At 45.2% G+C, this 16,690-nt stretch carries 15 protein-coding genes and 1 riboswitch; of the genes, 8 read left to right on the top strand and 7 right to left on the bottom strand.

Annotation, left to right across the window (positions count from 1 at the left end; genetic code table 11):
- The first annotated feature begins 4 nt into the window (after positions 1–4).
- Positions 5–565, top strand: a complete 561-nt coding sequence (gene mobB, locus ACETMN_RS18230; protein ID WP_091020761.1) for a molybdopterin-guanine dinucleotide biosynthesis protein B — start codon at positions 5–7, stop codon at positions 563–565.
- Positions 566–782: 217 nt separating this feature from the next.
- Here the strand turns inward: mobB and xerS are convergent, their stop codons facing one another.
- Positions 783–1,889, bottom strand: a complete 1,107-nt coding sequence (xerS, locus tag ACETMN_RS18225; protein WP_091020762.1) for a tyrosine recombinase XerS — start codon at positions 1,887–1,889, stop codon at positions 783–785.
- 178 nt (positions 1,890–2,067) lie between these two features.
- Here xerS and ACETMN_RS18220 point away from each other — a divergent pair, with 178 nt between their 5' ends.
- The 4 genes from ACETMN_RS18220 (at position 2,068) to ACETMN_RS18205 (ending at position 6,409) form a co-directional block, all read left to right on the top strand.
- Complete coding sequence (locus tag ACETMN_RS18220) at positions 2,068–2,556, top strand: GNAT family N-acetyltransferase (protein WP_091020763.1); 489 nt, start codon at positions 2,068–2,070, stop codon at positions 2,554–2,556.
- A gap of 79 nt (positions 2,557–2,635) precedes the next feature.
- Positions 2,636–3,409, top strand: coding sequence for an SDR family NAD(P)-dependent oxidoreductase (locus ACETMN_RS18215; protein ID WP_091020764.1), 774 nt, complete (start codon positions 2,636–2,638; stop codon positions 3,407–3,409).
- A 134-nt stretch (positions 3,410–3,543) separates the two neighbouring features.
- Positions 3,544–4,437: an aldo/keto reductase gene (locus ACETMN_RS18210; protein WP_091020765.1), complete on the top strand. Its 894-nt coding sequence runs from the start codon at positions 3,544–3,546 to the stop codon at positions 4,435–4,437.
- 625 nt (positions 4,438–5,062) lie between these two features.
- Positions 5,063–6,409 carry an amino acid permease gene (locus tag ACETMN_RS18205; RefSeq protein ID WP_091019599.1) on the top strand — a complete coding sequence of 449 codons (1,347 nt, stop codon included), beginning with the start codon at positions 5,063–5,065 and terminating at the stop codon, positions 6,407–6,409.
- A 56-nt stretch (positions 6,410–6,465) separates the two neighbouring features.
- On the opposite strand, the gene ACETMN_RS18200 is transcribed toward ACETMN_RS18205, so the two are convergent.
- The 6 genes from ACETMN_RS18200 to ACETMN_RS18175 all read right to left on the bottom strand — a co-directional run bounded on the left by ACETMN_RS18200 (position 6,466) and on the right by ACETMN_RS18175 (position 12,501).
- On the bottom strand, positions 6,466–7,227 hold the full coding sequence (locus ACETMN_RS18200; protein ID WP_091019597.1) for a YqcI/YcgG family protein: 762 nt from the start codon (positions 7,225–7,227) through the stop codon (positions 6,466–6,468).
- An 82-nt stretch (positions 7,228–7,309) separates the two neighbouring features.
- Positions 7,310–7,936 carry a LysE family translocator gene (locus ACETMN_RS18195; RefSeq protein WP_017688112.1) on the bottom strand — a complete coding sequence of 209 codons (627 nt, stop codon included), beginning with the start codon at positions 7,934–7,936 and terminating at the stop codon, positions 7,310–7,312.
- A 117-nt stretch (positions 7,937–8,053) separates the two neighbouring features.
- Positions 8,054–8,671, bottom strand: coding sequence for a DUF1989 domain-containing protein (locus ACETMN_RS18190; protein WP_091019596.1), 618 nt, complete (start codon positions 8,669–8,671; stop codon positions 8,054–8,056).
- A gap of 148 nt (positions 8,672–8,819) precedes the next feature.
- Positions 8,820–10,316 (bottom strand): amidase, encoded by a 1,497-nt coding sequence (locus ACETMN_RS18185; RefSeq protein WP_091019594.1) that lies wholly within the window; start codon positions 10,314–10,316, stop codon positions 8,820–8,822.
- Between the two features lie 321 nt (positions 10,317–10,637).
- Positions 10,638–11,618 carry a DMT family transporter gene (locus ACETMN_RS18180; RefSeq protein ID WP_091019592.1) on the bottom strand — a complete coding sequence of 327 codons (981 nt, stop codon included), beginning with the start codon at positions 11,616–11,618 and terminating at the stop codon, positions 10,638–10,640.
- 144 nt (positions 11,619–11,762) lie between these two features.
- Positions 11,763–11,916, bottom strand: a riboswitch (FMN riboswitch).
- 84 nt (positions 11,917–12,000) lie between these two features.
- Positions 12,001–12,501 carry a DinB family protein gene (locus tag ACETMN_RS18175; protein WP_091019590.1) on the bottom strand — a complete coding sequence of 167 codons (501 nt, stop codon included), beginning with the start codon at positions 12,499–12,501 and terminating at the stop codon, positions 12,001–12,003.
- Positions 12,502–12,645: 144 nt separating this feature from the next.
- On the opposite strand from ACETMN_RS18175, the gene ACETMN_RS18170 reads away from it, so the two are divergent.
- The 3 genes from ACETMN_RS18170 (at position 12,646) to ACETMN_RS18160 (ending at position 16,647) form a co-directional block, all read left to right on the top strand.
- Positions 12,646–13,197: a CGNR zinc finger domain-containing protein gene (locus ACETMN_RS18170; protein WP_091019588.1), complete on the top strand. Its 552-nt coding sequence runs from the start codon at positions 12,646–12,648 to the stop codon at positions 13,195–13,197.
- Positions 13,198–13,317: 120 nt separating this feature from the next.
- The gene (locus ACETMN_RS18165; RefSeq protein ID WP_373419891.1) at positions 13,318–14,688 is read left to right on the top strand and encodes an amidohydrolase family protein; all 1,371 of its coding nucleotides are present in this window, start codon (positions 13,318–13,320) and stop codon (positions 14,686–14,688) included.
- A 522-nt stretch (positions 14,689–15,210) separates the two neighbouring features.
- Positions 15,211–16,647 carry an amino acid permease gene (locus ACETMN_RS18160; protein WP_223199722.1) on the top strand — a complete coding sequence of 479 codons (1,437 nt, stop codon included), beginning with the start codon at positions 15,211–15,213 and terminating at the stop codon, positions 16,645–16,647.
- Positions 16,648–16,690: the final 43 nt, after the last annotated feature.

Here is a 16,690-nt window from a genome sequence, read left to right as displayed (position 1 = left end):
GTAGATGACTACAATGAGTGATACAAAACCACATATCATACAGATTGTTGGATACAAAAACACGGGCAAGACAACCCTGACAGCCGCGCTGATCGGGCACTTTTCTTCCATGGGACTTAAAGTAGCAGCAATTAAGCATGATGGACATGACCATTTTGAGATGGATCAAGAAGGAACGGATTCGTATCGATTTGGAGAGGCTGGGGCCTCGGCGGTGGTTGTTATGTCAGAGAAACGTACTGCGATTATGAAGCGACAGCCAACCAAGCTTGAGGATATGTTAAGTCATCTGCCCGGTTATGATTGGATTGTTGTTGAAGGATTCAAGGATGCTTCTTATCCCAAATTCGTGATGGTCCGAGAGGAGAAAGATCTGACCTTGGTTGATCAGCTTGAAGGGGTAGTGGGTGTGATCTCATGGTTACCTTCAGAGCAGTTTATAGAGCGGAGCACCGTAAGCAGAGATATAAAATGGTACTCGGTTCATGAAACGGAGGATCTAGCCAAAGCGTTGTTAGCGATGGTTGAGAGCGAGTGTAGGCAGAATGGTGAAGTCGAATCGTAGAAACGTCAAGAAGTGGGATATTATAATCGCTGGATATGATTGAATGTACAGAGAGTATGATTGATCGCCTTTGGATATAACGTAATTTTTATTATGTAAACTAAATTATTTCTGCTTGTGCTCTTTTCCTTGAATGATGCAAAAAAACAGAAAGCAGCAGACCTTTCTCGGATCGAAATCCTTGATACGGCTTGCTGCTTTTATTATGTTCGGGATGTTACATCCCATCTTCTGTACGACGTTCGATGGCTTCGGACATCGTTTTATCAGTAAGGTGAGCATAGATCTCGGTCGTTTCTGTAGAAGCGTGTCCAAGCTGCTCCTTCGTTTTGTAAATATCATTTTGCAGATAATAGTCGGTTGCGAATGAATGGCGTAATTTGTGCACGGTCAAGAATGGTTTGCCAAAACGTTTGGCGTATTTCATAATCATGGCCTGGATCGCTCTTTTGGTCATTCGGCTGCCTTCCGAATCTCCGTTGCGCAAAGCAATGAACAGACCTTTCTCCCGCTTGGGCGTACGGTAACGTGATTGCCGCAGGTTCATATAAGTCGCAAGTTCGTCCTTGGCCTGTTCCCTGAAATAAACGGGGGTTTTGTACGTCTCATCATTGTTACCTTTGCGATAAACATACAGGAGTTTGTTGTTCAGATCGAGATCATCGACGTTCAGGTTGACAACTTCCGACACCCGTAAACCTGAATTGAGGATCAGGCTGGCAATGCAGGCGTCCCGTTCTTTGTTGAGCTCATGGGAATACAGTGCCTGTTTGTTCTTCTCCATATCAACAGCGTAACCTTCAAGAATATAGCCGATAAATTCAAGCAGTTCCTCTTCCTCCAGAATTTTACCTTTGAGTTTGGCAGCGGTATCCTTGGGTTTATGGGTACGCTTGATCTCGATTTTGGCCATAATGTTCCGCTTCAGCAGAGGATAAAAGTCTTCATCTTCCGCAATCTGGCTCAGGTAATGGAAAAGGGATCGAAGGGAAGAGAGTTTGCGAGAGACGGTAATTCTGGAATTGGTTCCTTCCCGTTTGGTTGTGAGAAATAACCGATAGGCGGTAACCGAATCCATGCGTAGGACTTCCAGTTCAGTCAAGGTAACTTCTTTATTAGAGCTTGCCTCGGACAGCCCTTCTGCTCGCAACCATCCGAAGAAAGCTTCGTAATCTCTCAGATATTCGAGCAGGGTAGAGGGGGACAGGTCAGGCAGCTTGTAGTCCATGAATTGCTGAACGAACCAAGGCATGGAAGGCAGTTTGTCATCCAGCTTGCGTCGATCAATCTCTTTTTGCACGTTGGTCAAGTTCGACACCTCCATGTGAAAAACATATAAAATGAATATTCAATTTAATCGTATTCTATGCTCTAGTGTACCATAATTTACATGCTCACAGCTTGTTCACTAAAGCAGGCAGTAAGTAGGGGATGCTTCCTTGCCCTTCGGCGCGTAAACCTTTAAAGTAATTAGTATACGTAAAGCAGAGGAGGTGAACCGGATGAATATGAAAATAGAACTGGTTCCCCGGGAACGCAGTCAGGTGATTCGGCATTTAATGCAATTTTATCTATATGATTTTACCAAATATCTGAATATTGATGTGGACAGTAACGGCATTTTTCCGGAATATCCGGGTCTGGAGGCATTCTGGGCAGAAGAAGACCGCAAGTTTCCTTTTTTGATTACAAGTGACGGGGCACCTGCAGGGTTTGCTCTGGTGGAGAAATTGGAGCCTGGTAGTAAGGATAATGACTACTATTTGACTGAGTTTTTTGTGATGCAAAAATATCGGCGCAGTGGATTGGGTACTCGGGCAGCCTATGAGCTGTTTAGACGTTTTCCAGGAAGATGGAAAGTAACCCAGGTTCGTAACAATGTCATTGCGCAGGCGTTCTGGCGAAAAATTATAGGGGATTATACCGGAGGCCGCTTTCGAGAGAAGTTCCATCCGGAACTGGGTAATCCAAGCCAGTATTTTGTAACCTGATTCCCATCGGGGTTTACCTACATATAGAAGCATTCTGCTTGAATGCTGAAATAAAGAATCTGATGAAGGAGTGAGTCACATGAACGTACCCACATTCCATCTCGATGGACAGACAGCACTGGTGACAGGCGCTGGGAGAGGGATCGGAAAAGCAGTTGCGATAGGACTTGCCCAGTCAGGCAGTGACGTTGTACTTGTATCCCGAACAATGAAAGAAATTGAGGAGACAGCCGCCTACATCTATGAACAGACGGGGCGTAAAGCGCTAGCTCTGACTGCGGATGTGACATCAAAAGAACAACTGGAAGAGACGTTTCAAGAGGCGATCTCGGAGATGGGTAGTCTGGACATTCTGGTGAATAACGCAGGTATGAACATACGGACACCAGCACTTGAAGTTACGGACGAGCAGTGGGAGACCATCATGCAGACAAACTTAAAATCGGCTTTTTTTGCTTCGCAATTAGCGGGTCAGCATATGAAAGAACGTGGGACTGGGAAGATCATTAACATCTCTTCGGTAGGTGGGCATACGGCTTTGCGGACAGGGGTTGTATATGGTGCGACCAAAGCTGCGTTAATTCATATGACCAAAGTGCTCGCACTGGAATGGGGAAAGTATGGAATCCGTGTCAATTCAGTAGGGCCATGGTATTTCCGAACACCTTTGACTGAAAAGCTGCTGGATGATCCCCAGTATTTGCAGGAAATTGTAAGTCGTACACCGCTACAGCGAGTGGGAGAACTGGAAGAAGTGGTAGGGCCAGTTGTATTCCTGGCATCAGATGCAGCGGGATATATAACGGGTCAAACGTTGTTGGTTGACGGTGGAATGTCCATTTATGGTTTCTAAATAAATTAACTTGGGTGCAGTCTGGAAAAGTGGGTGGCATAACCAACTCATGGGTAATAACATAAGGGAAGTTGAAGTTAATCTGTATTTCTATTTATCTGTACCCAATTCACTGAACTTGGAGGAAGATAACCATGGAAACGCGCAAGTACGGTAATACTGGCATGAACGTAAGTACACTTGGATTTGGCGGAGCGGAAATAGGCAAAAATGTATCCAAAACGGATGTAGCGACATTGCTGAATAGTGCCCTGGATGCTGGATTAAACGTGATAGACACGGCTGAATGTTACGGTGACAGCGAGGAATTAATCGGTGAGGTGCTGTCACATCGGCGTGATGACTACTATTTGTTCACCAAATGTGGACATGCTGCCGGGATTGAAGGTCCGGATTGGGATGCCAAAGTACTGGAGCAAACGATTGAACGCAGTCTGAAACGGCTGAAAACAGACTATGTGGATGTTATCCATTTGCATAGCTGCTCTGAAGAAGTACTCCGACAAGGAGCAGTAATCGAAGTACTGCAACGTGCCAAGGAAACGGGAAAAACCAGATTTATCGGATATAGTGGGGATACAACAGATGCGCTATATGCGATTCAGACCGGAGTATTTGACAGCCTGGAGACTTCATTAAATATCGCAGATCAGGAAGCAATTGATCTTACGTTGCCTGAGGCAAGAAAAAGAAACATGGGAGTAATGGCCAAAAGACCTATTGCCAATGCGGCCTGGACGTATGAAACACTTTCGGAAGAGGCTTATCCATTCATATACTGGAAGCGCTTAAGTGAACTTAACTATGGTTTTCTGGGTGAGGATGCCCAGGCAGCGGTGGAAACAGCACTGCGTTTTACGCTAAGTACCGAAGGAGTAGATACGGCTATTGTAGGAACAGCCAAGCCCAATCGCTGGCAGCAAAATGCCGACCTTGTGGCTAAAGGCACATTACCACAGGAAATATATGATGAGATTAGAACACGATGGAAAGAAATCGCCGGAACAGATTGGACTGGCCGGACTTAAATTGGAAATATTAGCGAAGTCGCCTTTATGGCGGCTTTTTTTATGACCAACATAAAATATTTTCAATATATGAAAAATTCATAACAGTATTCGGAACAGAGCCTGCGAAAATTTTAGGGGATAATGCCTATACGTCAGCCTAGTTCGAAAACTGGTGAAAAAGGATAAAAAGGAAAAATCCCAGGAGGTAGCCTTTCTTATAAACGACTAAATTTATAAAAAACGACGAAGCTATTGAGAAAAAACGAAAAAGAAACAGTCTACGTTCAATTTAAAAGAAATAACGACTTATTTTATAAAATTTCAACATATGAAAAATTCACAATAGAGAGATCATTTTCCCACCTTAGTTACCATCTCTCATATAGCCACATTGACGCACCACCATGTTTAAAAGGAAAACCATTCTAAGCGATTGAAGTCAACCACTTTTTTTGCGGATTTAAATAGAATTGAAAATATATCTTTATTCTGATCTTAAAAAGCATACAGCTTAAAAGCATCATCAGAATAAATGAAACATATTAAATATTATGTAAACTAATAATAATTCTTTTTGGCAATACAGACATAAAACCTCCATGACCTGTAAATCGTAAGGGGATAAGGTAGAAGGAGGAGCTTCATGAAAAGTCAGCAACACCGTAAAAACGACGACGAAAAACTAAGTTGGGTCAGCTTATCCCTGTTTGGCGCGGGTTGCACACTGGGAACGGGATTTTTTCTAGGGACCAGTCTGGCGATTCATTGGGCTGGGATATCCGTACTTATATTGTTGGTGCTGGCGGCAGCAGGTACTTACTTTGTATTTGGTGCGCTGGCACAGATGACCGCAGAAGATCCAAAGGAAGGCGCTTTTCGAACGTATGCAGGCGAAGCATTCGGACCTTGGGCTGGTTTTGGTAGTGGATGGATGTACTGGTTCTCTGAAATGCTCATCATGGGCAGCTCATTAACGGCACTTGGGCTGTTCTCTCAATTCTGGTTTCCCAAGTTTCCGCTTTGGACATTTGTTGCGATCTATGCCGCTATAGGTCTCTTCATTGCTGCACTGGGAGCAAAGGGATTAACCAAAACGGAGAATATTCTTGCTGTAATCAAACTTGCTGCAACGGTTGCATTTATAGCTATAGCAGGAGCGGCTTGTCTAGGTTGGCTACCGGTAAAAGTGACACCAGAGCAATTGAAGAATGAGTGGTTCCCGCATGGGGGTAAAGGCGTATGGACCGGTTTCATCTATGCATTCTTTGCTTTTGCCGGGATCGAGGTTATGGGGTTGATGGCAGCTAACCTGAAAGAACCAAAAGATGCAGTGAAATCAGGTCGAGTAATGTTATTATCGGTGAGTACACTCTATGTGATTTCAATTGCGTTGATCCTGTTGCTTGTGCCTTCAGCTCAGTTAACTCCAGATGAAAGCCCGCTTGTCAAAGCCATGTCAACCATTGGATTAACCGTTGTGGTCCACATTCTCAACGGAATTCTGATTATAGCCGGATTCTCGACGATGGTGGCTTCGTTATATGCCATTACGTCCATGTTGGTGAAACTCGCAGAAGATGGAGATGCACCAAAGCTGTTCACGAAGACCTGGGGAAAAAAGGACATGCCACTTCAGGCATTGTGCTGTACAGCGGCTGGATTAGTCCTGTCTACCTTGATGGCATTATGGATGCCCAAGAGTTTGTTTGAATATGTGACGACAGCAGGTAGTCTGGTATTAATGTATACATGGCTGCTCATCTGCATCACGTACATTAAAAAAATGAAGCCTGTGAAGTGGAATCGCATCAAAGTGTGGATTGCCATGGTATTAATTGTGGCCGCTGTGGCCGGAACAGCGATGGAAAAAGCCAGCAGAACGGGTCTGCTGGCAAGTGTGGGACTTGTCGTATTTCTTGGGATCATCACGTATGTTGTTCATAAGGTTCGTGGCTCGAAACCACCGCAGTCAGCACCATCCAAACCATAAGTACCTTTCAGCAACTTTCGTGGATGTCGCACAACGGATTAATGAGTGCTTTAAGATTATTTCGTCAACTTGCCTAGGGCTTGCTTCATCCGCATGAATGGACATTTGGAGGGTGTCTGCTCATCATCAGGCAAGAAATACTGTTTCCATTCCAGATTATCTTGCTGACCATACCACATCAGCGAAGGGTGAGCAGGTACAGCATCATACGCAGCGAGACGTTTGCGAATCAAGGTTTTCATTTTACGGCCAAGAGGGGTATTGTCATTAATGGATTCGAATACCCACCGTGGTTGAAAAGCAAACATGAGATAAGGAAAATGCCGGCTGGCTCGGAGTTCATGTGCAGGAGTTGCACAGAAACAAAAGTAAGGCTCTCCGCCAAAGCAAAATTCCCATGATGAATCATGAGGATCGGTTGAAATATGTTCTGGCCACGGCTCGGTATCGTGTGAACTTACCCGATTAAGCATTTGCCAGAATAACGTCTGATATTGCTCTACCGTTGTATGATCTTTCAGATCAGTTGGCGTATCACAGATCACAACCATGGAAGCGTAATGACCGGTGTCTCTGGATACAGGACCATATTGTCTAAGCAGATCCGCCATATCTTCGGCAGCTTGTTCAGATCGGGGGTCACACGTAAAGCCATACCTCAAATGTCCGGACAGAAATCCCATTCGTCCAGGTACACATGGATACGTATTATTTTCATCGGCGATCATATCTGCAAATTGCGAATAAGCGTCCTGCTGCCAAGATGGTAGACGCTCATATAAACTATTTATTTCGTCGGCACTATACAGCTCCGCCATTGATTCCCAACTCCATTCCACATGATACCGTTACAGTATTAATGTGGGGGAAGTTGGGTGACTGTCCAGCCTGATTTTATTGTCAGAAAAATATGGAACGCACAGCTTCGTAACCGAAATACAAACCAAATCCGATCAGGCAGATTCCCGAAATGATGGAGATCCAGCGCAATACATTTTCACTGCTATGTTTGTGGAATCGACTGGCCATTCCAGCCATAATGACATCCCACACCAGAATGCCAATAAATATGCCTGAACTGTAGAGCAGTAAATGAGCGGTGTCCGTATGCTTTACAGTTGTCGCGAGAATGGAGCCATAGATCCCAAGCCAAAACAAAATATTCAGTGGATTGGACAGAGCCATCAAAAAGCCAGAAATAAACGATTTTCGAACAGTCGCCTCCGCAGTAGATGTACCTTGAATCCCCTGTTTCAGCTTCGAGAGCGTTTCCACTCCCGTGTAAATCAGAATAAAACTGCCAAATGACCAGAGAAAAGAGCGCATAAACGGCGTGTCCAGAAAATGGGCAACTCCAAAATAAATCAGCAGCATATACACCAAGTCTGCAAACATAGCTCCGAGTCCTAGAATCCAGGCATGCATGAATCCATGTCGAGCTCCACGGTCCAGTTGAGCAGCATTAATCGGACCGATTGGAGCGGACAATGATATTCCCAGAATAATATAACTGAACAGTACAGACATAAATACGTTCACTCCTTAACGGGTTCGACGAATTGTACCAGTAGTCACATAAAATGGGTACAAGTCATCGTATTCCCGCAAGGAGTGAATTAGAACAAACTGTGAGGATATAGCACTTTAACCAGCAGGCGACTCCACATCGAGTTGAACAGGTGTACAATGATAGCCATTGCAAGAACTTTCCTCGCACGGACAAGCCGATAAACCGATGATCAGATCCATCAAAGCTTCCATTTCAACATAATCCCCTGCACATGATTCGGGAGCGATAACATCAATTTTGCCTTCACCATCTACTACGGAATTCATAAACAGATTGAAAGGATAATGTTGATCCGGGGGAGAGATACCGAAAGGTTCAAGAGCAGTATTCAGATTATTATAACAACTGGGATGGTCCTTTTTATCATATAAGACCTCATACATTTCCGGACGACAGGCCGAATTGAAAAAATCATGAATGCCTACAGTTTCACTGACAATGGAAATGAGAGGTTTATAACGGTTGGAATACAGGCATTGCCCCGGTTTAATTCTGTAATTGCGCAGGACATCGAGGGTTACCCCGGGATCAAGCCGATTATTAATATTCTGTGCATCATAAGCGACAAAGTCAACCACTTGCTGCCCTTCCAAATCAGTTATACGGATCAGTGAGCCTTTTTTCACTCTAAGAGCGTAGCCTGTCTTGGCAGGAATGTGAATAGATTGTTTATGAGATTCCGTTGAATTCATCACTGTCTCCTCCGATGTCTTTTTACTTCAGTATGCGGAGACGACATTGCTTTCATGCACTATAGCAAGTAATGTAGGCATGCGAATATGAAAAATAAGAATAGAGTGGATGAAAGATTACTCATCAGAAACGTGTAAAATATTGCGTTTATGCTGGGAACAGAGGATTACCTTTCATCCCAATCCAAAGTTCGGATGTTTCCAACTGACCAGCGAGATGCAGCAACCAGTCTTCACGGCCTTTGGTTGCCATAACCTGTACACCCATTGGCAAACCTTCTGGTGTCATATGAAGAGGTACACTTATCGCAGGCTGGCCGGTCAGATTTGCAAGCTGGGTGAAAGGTGTATACGTAAGACTGGGCTCAAACATTTCATAAATGAGTTGCTGCTGCTGGGTCTTGTCCAACTCACTAATTCGCATCAGATTACGGATCTGTTCGTCTTGAGGTGTTAATTCTCCAATCTTAGGCGCAGAAAAAGCATTAACGGGTGTGACATAGAAGTCATAACGCTCAAACAAGGTGGACATCTGAGCTGCAGCTACATCCCATTCAGCTAAGCTATGTACAAATTCCGCGGCGGACACCTTTTTTCCAGCTTCAGCCAGAACCCAGGATTCAATCTCCATATCATCGGAGGTCAGAGCCCGACCCATGGATCGTTCCATGGAAGAGATCATCGCGGCCATCTCACCACTGTTCATCATGTAATAATTTTCCATCAACCTAACTCCATTGACTGGACTGAGTTTTTCTTCAACATGATGACCTTGATCTTCCAACCAGCGAACGAGCTTGAGTACAGACTCTTTGGCTTCTACGCTGACGGGTGTACCTACGGGCGAATCGGTTGTGTATGCAATTTTCAGTTTGCGTTGATGTGGATAGCTCATATCTGCCAAGTAACTGCCTGGAAAGAGTGGCGCATGAAATGCAGCTTCAGGCTGTATGACTTGTAAGGTATCAAGCAATGCAGCACTGTCCCGAACCGAGCGAGAGAGGGCAAAATCAATCGATGCGCCTTGCCATTGACGACCAACTCCCGGTCCTACAGGAGTGCGCCCGCGAGTTGGCTTCAATCCAAACAATCCGCTAAAGGAAGCCGGGATACGAATCGAACCGCCTCCGTCACTGGCTCCGGCCAGAGGAACAATACCCGAAGCTACAGCGGCAGCGGCTCCACCGCTTGATCCACCGGGAGAGTGATTGATATTCCAGGGATTGCGACTTGGACCATGGAGGCGGGGCTCCGTAATATTTTTCAAGCCAAATTCGGGCGTATTCGTATGTCCTATGATGATAAAACCCGCATCACGGAGTCGAGTGACAAAATTGGAATTGCGTAATGCCCGATGCTCGCTGAACAGACGGGAGCCTGAAGTCAGAAATTCACCTTCCAAGGATTGCGAGATATCTTTCAGGAGCAGGGGCACACCGGCAAAAGGTTGTTCTCCAGGGCGAACCAAACTGGCTTCCTCCCGTGCGCGATTTTCATATGTACGAATAACTGCATTAAGTTGCGGATTCACTTCTTCAAGGCGTGCAAACGCCGCTTCCAGCAATTCAACCGGGGATACTTCCCGGGATCGGATCAGTTCAGCCAAACCTACGGCGTCGTAGGAGGTATATGAGAATGAAGACATTATGATCGTTCCTCTCTGAATATAATTCATCTGTTTATTCCATATGTCATCGTACCATCGGATTGGACAAAAGACAAAACATAGAAGAGACGTAGTGCGATGATTAGCATATTCGGTATGGGTCGAATGGAAAAGAGGAAGGAGTTGCGATATCAAAATAAAATAAAGCACAGGGTTAATAGCTCATATTGCTAATTGAGAAAATGATTGAGTAACATCGAGAAATGGAAATAAAAAACCACTGCTCATCTAATTTGATGTGCAATGGTCTTATTTTTATATTTGACTATTTGTTTATATGAGAACCTCGGATATATCCACTTACTCTGTACGCAGCTTCGGTGCCGCATCAGTCGCAGTGGATGATCTTTCCTGCTGTCTGGAAATGGCGAAGAGGGCCACCCAGATTAAAATAAAACCAAGCAACTGCTCCCATGTAATCAGCGTACGGAAAGCGATCCAGTTCACCAACACACCCGCCATCGGGAAGCTAAGTTCTGCGAGTGTTGCAACAGAAGCTTTGGTTGACGACAGACCTTTGTAATACAACAGAAGACTGAGCAAACCTGGTAACAATGCCTGACCGAGAATGTTGAGGATGACAGCGGTCTGTTCACCCGTTCCGGACGGAAACGTCCATGCCGCACCTTCGTTCCACGTCATAAAAATCAGGAGCGGGAGAGCAACGACAAAACGAAGAGAGGTGACGGTTTCGTAACGCGCCTGACCCAGCATCAATCGTCCCATAACGGTTGAACCTCCCCATAAGGCAGCGGCCCCAAGGGATAACAAGCTTCCAGCATGAATCCAGTTGTCCCAGTTACCTAATGGCAATGTGAAGCCAAATGTAAGCAGGTAGGTTCCTGCTAATGCTATGAAGAACAATCCACCGAAGCGACGAGGCAACGTTTCTTTCAATAACAGTTTAGCCAGCACGATAGCGAAGAGTGGTTGCATTTTTTGCAATAATAGAACTGTGTTCGGATCGTTATGTGTTAGTGCCATGGTGAACAACACCGTTGCAAGTGCTGAACCTCCCCATGAGATAAAAATCACGGCAATCCAGTGGCGAGCGCGCAGGTTTTTCAGGTCAGACCGGAATTTCCATAGCACGGGAATGGCAATAAGACTGACGATGATATGTTCCACCAGTACAATCTGCGTGGATGTCATCGTATTTAGCAAAATAATGCGGAAGAGTGGGTCGACCCCCCATAAGGCGGCGCCGAGAACTACAAGCCAGAATCCGGTATTACTTCGTTCCTTGCGGTAAACAGGTGATGCTGCTGATGTCTTTTCCATATTCAGGACTCCTTCGTCAGAACACGGAATCTTCAGTTGGCAAAATCGACAGAAGCCCCCGTTTTGGTATATACCAAATAAACGGGGGCTCATCCAAGGACATGCGTCAGGAAAGAGGCCTTCCCGTGAACGGCATGTCAATGTGTTGATCTTCTCTCATCCGGACTGTACCGTCGGCCTTGGATTCACACCAAGTCAGTCGCTAAATGTCCTTCGTTAAGAACAAATAGCGAGTCGCGGGCTGGTTCCGAAGAACATCACCGCCGGTTGGGAATTGCACCCTACCCCGAAGATCCTATTCAATTATATAGTGTGTTAAACAAGCTGTAACATTAATAAGTTCATCTTATTCCTGTAAGCGCTAGCAGTTCAAGCATTTTTTTTAGAAAACGATTTTCCAGCTTCCTTGTTGTCTGCGAAGAAGCACGATCTGACCTGCGTGATACGCATCATGGAGTACCCATCGAGCCAGTTCGTGTGCCCATTTCTCTTCGGAGTCCATATATGCGGCTTCAAGATCTGACTCTTCGAGTGCAGCCAATTGATCTCGCAACTGCTGGGCTAATCGAGTTGTACCCTGTAGCAGTGTATTCCAACCAGCTGCATCCGTTGCATCTCCCGGATTCCCAAATGTGTATTCATTGGAGTCTACAGCAGGAAGGGTAGGCTCCTTACTTTGCATGCGACACAATAAGCGATGGTTGTAATAATACATATGGTTAACCAACTGCCAGATGCTTAATCCCCCTGAGGGTGGAATCCAGGCTGCTTGTTCTGCTGTAAGACCCTCCAAGGATTTCGACAAAGGTACAATCCAATTGCATTGATCCCATGTATTATCCTTTTGAATCAGTAACACATCTAATGCTGTTGTTTTCGTCATTGCCGTTTCCTCCTTGAGAATTATTGTGATGTATGATGTAACTAGCTAAAACTGATTAATGAGGTTACACTTAATATAACACATCAAAGACAGGGTGTAACCACCTTTATTGAATTAAGGTAGTTACATTAAACGGAGGTAGACATGGACAGACTTTGGACCGATTTTGTAAACAGCGATTATCACGACTGGCGTGGGGGAGATCGATCGGAGGACAGACTCGGGAAGGCGAGCTGGCAGCAAGACTTTCTGGATCGATGGCAACTTAACGCTTCTGTCCCTGCATCTCCAGAAGATGAGTTGTCGATGAGAAACTTCAGGAACGAATTGATGGCTCTTGGAGCTCGCTTATCTTCTGGAGCATCATTAACGGATGAAGAGCAACAGTGGCTGAATGGTGTTATGGAAGCAGGGCATGTAAAAAGAACATTGACTACAATTGATCAGGAAATGAAACTCCAACTGGTAGCTATAAAAGCACATTGGCATCAGGTTATGGCTGAGGTAGCTGCTGACTTTGCTACAACTTTGGTGGAGGGAGAAGGGCGTAGGATTCGGATCTGTGATAATTCGGATTGTCGCTGGATGTTCTATGATGTTACCCGAAGCAGAACACAGAAGTACTGTGATGATAAGATGTGCGGCAACCTGATGAAGGTCAGAAGATTTCGGGCGAAACACAAATCCCAAAATTGATAAATACTAACAATAACTATATAATGTATATATACTAGCGAAAAAATAGTCAGAAGCAGTACGGATTCGTAAGCAGGATGTGATCGTCTTTCAAACCAAATTAGATGGGAGATGTGTCTTGTGCGGACAAGTTATCTGTTGAAAAATGGCTGTGTGTTGTCGATGGATGCTCGAATTGGACAGTATAAGAGGGCGGACGTTCTGATTCAGGATTCACTGATCATGGCGATCCAGCCCGACCTGGATATTCCGGGTGCGGAGGTCATTGATGCTTCATCGATGATTATTATGCCTGGGCTGGTGGACACGCATCGGCATATGTGGGAATCCCTTGTCAAAACAGCGGGAACCAACTGGTCGTTACCCGTTTATTTGCAGAATCTCTATTATGGTGCGATGGGGAGCAAGCTCCGTCCAGAAGATAGTTATATTGCCAACCTGCTTGGTTCCTTGGAAGCGCTTAATGCAGGAGTTACGACAGTAATGGATTGGAGCATGCCGTATTCCCCTGACCATACGGATGAATTGATTCGTGGACTTCAGGATGCTGGCATTCGGGCGGTATTTGCTCACGGAGTCCCTGGTGAGACCGACTACTGGAATCGGGATAGTCAACTCACGTATTCGAATAATGATGTGAGAAGAGTCAAAGAACGTTATTTTTCATCACGGGATCAATTGCTTACTTATGGGCTTGCCATTCGTGGTCCGGAGTTCAGTCATTGGGATACAACGGTAAAAGAGATCGAGCTAGCACAAGAGTTGGATGCCATCTGTTCCATGCATGCAGGATTTGGCAGTTGGGGATCTGTGGATCGCTCGATTAGTCAATTGTACGAAGCGGGACTGTTAAGTCCACGGGTGAATATCGTTCATGGTAACACCATGGGCATGGATGAATACAAAATGCTGGCAGATAGCGGCGCTTCCTTGTCGGTCACACCTGAGGTTGAAATGATGATGGGTCATGGATATCCGGCCACCGGCTATTTTCTCGAACATGGGGGAACCCCTACACTTGGTGTAGATGTGGTAACGTCCACAGGCGGAGATATGTTCTCGCAGATGAAGTTTGCACTTCAAGCTGAACGATCCAGAGCCAATGAACAACTTTTGCAGCAGGGTGAGATGCCTGGTGAGTTGAACTTGCAGTCCAGCCAAGTACTGAGATTTGCAACTTCGGCTGGTGCCCAAGCATTAGGATTGGAGCAGAAGGTCGGAACGCTGACCCCAGGAAAGGAAGCGGATCTGATCATGATTCGTACCACCGATCTGAATATGTTCCCCGTTCATGATCCAATCGGCGCTGTCGTTCAGTTCGCTAATCCATCCAATGTGGATACCGTGTTTGTGGCAGGTCGCCTTGTGAAGCGAGAGGGTAAGCTGTTGAATGTTGATTTAGATGCGATTCGTCATGCGGCAATGCAGAGCAAAGATTATTTATTATCCCAATACCGGATGTCGGACGCGGAGAGAATTGCTTTTTCATAATTCGCTTTTTCATAAAAGCCAAGAAATATTTACTTCGTATTTTCATATACACCTTTAGCTGTATAAAGAGGAAAGGAAGAGCCATATCATGCGATGTGGCTCTTTTACATGCTTGCATATCGTCGAAATAGACAGGATAACGGAAGAAGAGACAGCGGAAAAAGACGAAAAAAGCTCTCATTCTCGTAACTTCAGATAACAAGGCATTAAGGATATTTTTTATATAAAATAAGGCTTATAAAAACTGCGCATAATATAAATTATACGCAGTTTTGTTTTAAATCCATTTTCATATTCATCCACGTGCAGCAGATCATGATAAATTTCGCGATAAAAGAACAAAATAAGAGATCCTTAAAAAAAAATTTAACCAAGCAACGCGATAACGTGTAGAATTCGATAGGTTTTTATAGGTGATCGATAAGATAGAACAAATGACTTTTTCATAGAACAGATGGGAAGGCAATCAATCTCTGCTACATCCATAGCACATTCAAGATTCATGACGAGAGGAACATGACTATGCGTGAGAACGAACAACGATCTTCATTATTTCGCAAAAAACCAATTGCCTCCGGGGGCGATAACAACAGTGCATTGAAACGGGCACTCGGTCCGTTGGACTTAACCACACTCGGGGTAGGTGCCATTATTGGAACAGGCATTTTCGTACTGACCGGTGTAGCTGCCGCAACGTATGCCGGACCCGGACTTGTATTATCGTTTTTACTGGCAGGTATCATATGTGCATTCGCGGCATTATGTTACTCGGAATTTGCATCAAGCATACCGGCATCGGGTAGTGCGTACACGTATAGCTATACGGCTTTTGGCGAAGTGATTGCCTGGATTCTGGGATGGGATCTAATATTGGAGTATGGATTCGCGAGTGCGGCAGTAGCCAGCGGGTGGTCTGGATATTTCCAGACGTTATTGTCCGGATTCGGATTGGAGTTACCACATGCACTGACGAGTGCGTTCAGCCCGGAAAAGGGAACCTATTTTGATATCACGGCTGCGGTCATTACGTTAATTATCACCTTCCTGCTAACCCGAGGGGTAAAAGAGGCGGCTCGTGCGAACGGCATCATGGTAGCCATTAAAATTATCGTGGTGTTAATCTTTATTGGTGTGGGTGTCTTCTATGTAGAGCCAACCAACTGGCAGCCATTTTTGCCTTTTGGTATCTCAGGTGTAACTGCGGGAGCAGCAACCGTATTCTTTGCTTATATCGGTTTTGATGCGGTCTCCACAGCGGCAGAAGAAGTTAAGCAGCCACAACGGGATTTGCCGATTGGAATTATTGCTTCACTGGCAATCTGTACCGTTCTCTACATTGTTGTATCGTTGATCCTCACAGGGATTGTACCTTATAACATGTTGAATGTAAGTGATCCGGTTGCGTTTGCATTTGAATTTGTTCAACTGAAGGGATTGTCCTGGATTGTATCTCTTGGAGCGATTGCCGGCATTACGACCGTATTACTGGTCATGATGTATGGTCAGACACGTCTGCTCTATTCCATGTCTCGTGACGGACTGCTGTCTCCGGTCTTTTCCAAGGTTAGTGGCAAGAGTCAGACACCAGCGGTAGGAACATGGGTTGCAGGCATTATCGTGGCTTTGTTCTCCGGGTTCATCTCGTTAGGACATTTGGCGGAGCTCACGAATATCGGAACGTTGTTTGCTTTTGCAGTCGTAAGTCTGGGCATTATCGTGTTGCGTAAAAATAACCCGGATCTCAAACGTGGCTTCCGCGTTCCACTTGTGCCACTGATTCCGATTCTGAGTGCCTTGGGTTGTGTATACTTGATGACACGCCTTGCAGCTCTGACATGGATAACGTTTTTTGCTTGGTTGATCATCGGATTGATTATCTACTTTGCGTATGGACGCCATTACAGTCATCTGAATCCGGCACGCCGGATCTCCAGTGCTTTCAGAGCGAAGGATAAATAGATTAGTTGAGAACGTCTTTAACCGAGAACATCTTCATTTTTCC

Source organism: Paenibacillus sp. M2 (assembly GCF_046713495.1).
GTDB classification, from domain to species: domain Bacteria; phylum Bacillota; class Bacilli; order Paenibacillales; family Paenibacillaceae; genus Paenibacillus; species Paenibacillus amylolyticus_B.
Note: the sequence above shows the minus strand (reverse complement) of the source record. Positions and strands in the feature narration are given on the sequence as shown.

Excerpts from the sequence above, each read along its gene's own strand:
- ACETMN_RS18205 (WP_091019599.1), top strand. The coding sequence starts at position 5,063 with ATGAAAAGTCAGCAACACCGTAAAAACGACGACGAAAAACTAAGTTGG.
- xerS (WP_091020762.1), bottom strand. The coding sequence starts at position 1,889 with ATGGAGGTGTCGAACTTGACCAACGTGCAAAAAGAGATTGATCGACGC.
- ACETMN_RS18185 (WP_091019594.1), bottom strand. The coding sequence starts at position 10,316 with ATGTCTTCATTCTCATATACCTCCTACGACGCCGTAGGTTTGGCTGAA.
- mobB (WP_091020761.1), top strand. The coding sequence starts at position 5 with ATGACTACAATGAGTGATACAAAACCACATATCATACAGATTGTTGGA.
- ACETMN_RS18180 (WP_091019592.1), bottom strand. The coding sequence starts at position 11,618 with ATGGAAAAGACATCAGCAGCATCACCTGTTTACCGCAAGGAACGAAGT.
- ACETMN_RS18170 (WP_091019588.1), top strand. The coding sequence starts at position 12,646 with ATGGACAGACTTTGGACCGATTTTGTAAACAGCGATTATCACGACTGG.
- ACETMN_RS18175 (WP_091019590.1), bottom strand. The coding sequence starts at position 12,501 with ATGACGAAAACAACAGCATTAGATGTGTTACTGATTCAAAAGGATAAT.
- ACETMN_RS18190 (WP_091019596.1), bottom strand. The coding sequence starts at position 8,671 with ATGAATTCAACGGAATCTCATAAACAATCTATTCACATTCCTGCCAAG.
- ACETMN_RS18210 (WP_091020765.1), top strand. The coding sequence starts at position 3,544 with ATGGAAACGCGCAAGTACGGTAATACTGGCATGAACGTAAGTACACTT.
- ACETMN_RS18160 (WP_223199722.1), top strand. The coding sequence starts at position 15,211 with ATGCGTGAGAACGAACAACGATCTTCATTATTTCGCAAAAAACCAATT.
- ACETMN_RS18215 (WP_091020764.1), top strand. The coding sequence starts at position 2,636 with ATGAACGTACCCACATTCCATCTCGATGGACAGACAGCACTGGTGACA.
- ACETMN_RS18195 (WP_017688112.1), bottom strand. The coding sequence starts at position 7,936 with ATGTCTGTACTGTTCAGTTATATTATTCTGGGAATATCATTGTCCGCT.
- ACETMN_RS18220 (WP_091020763.1), top strand. The coding sequence starts at position 2,068 with ATGAATATGAAAATAGAACTGGTTCCCCGGGAACGCAGTCAGGTGATT.
- ACETMN_RS18200 (WP_091019597.1), bottom strand. The coding sequence starts at position 7,227 with ATGGCGGAGCTGTATAGTGCCGACGAAATAAATAGTTTATATGAGCGT.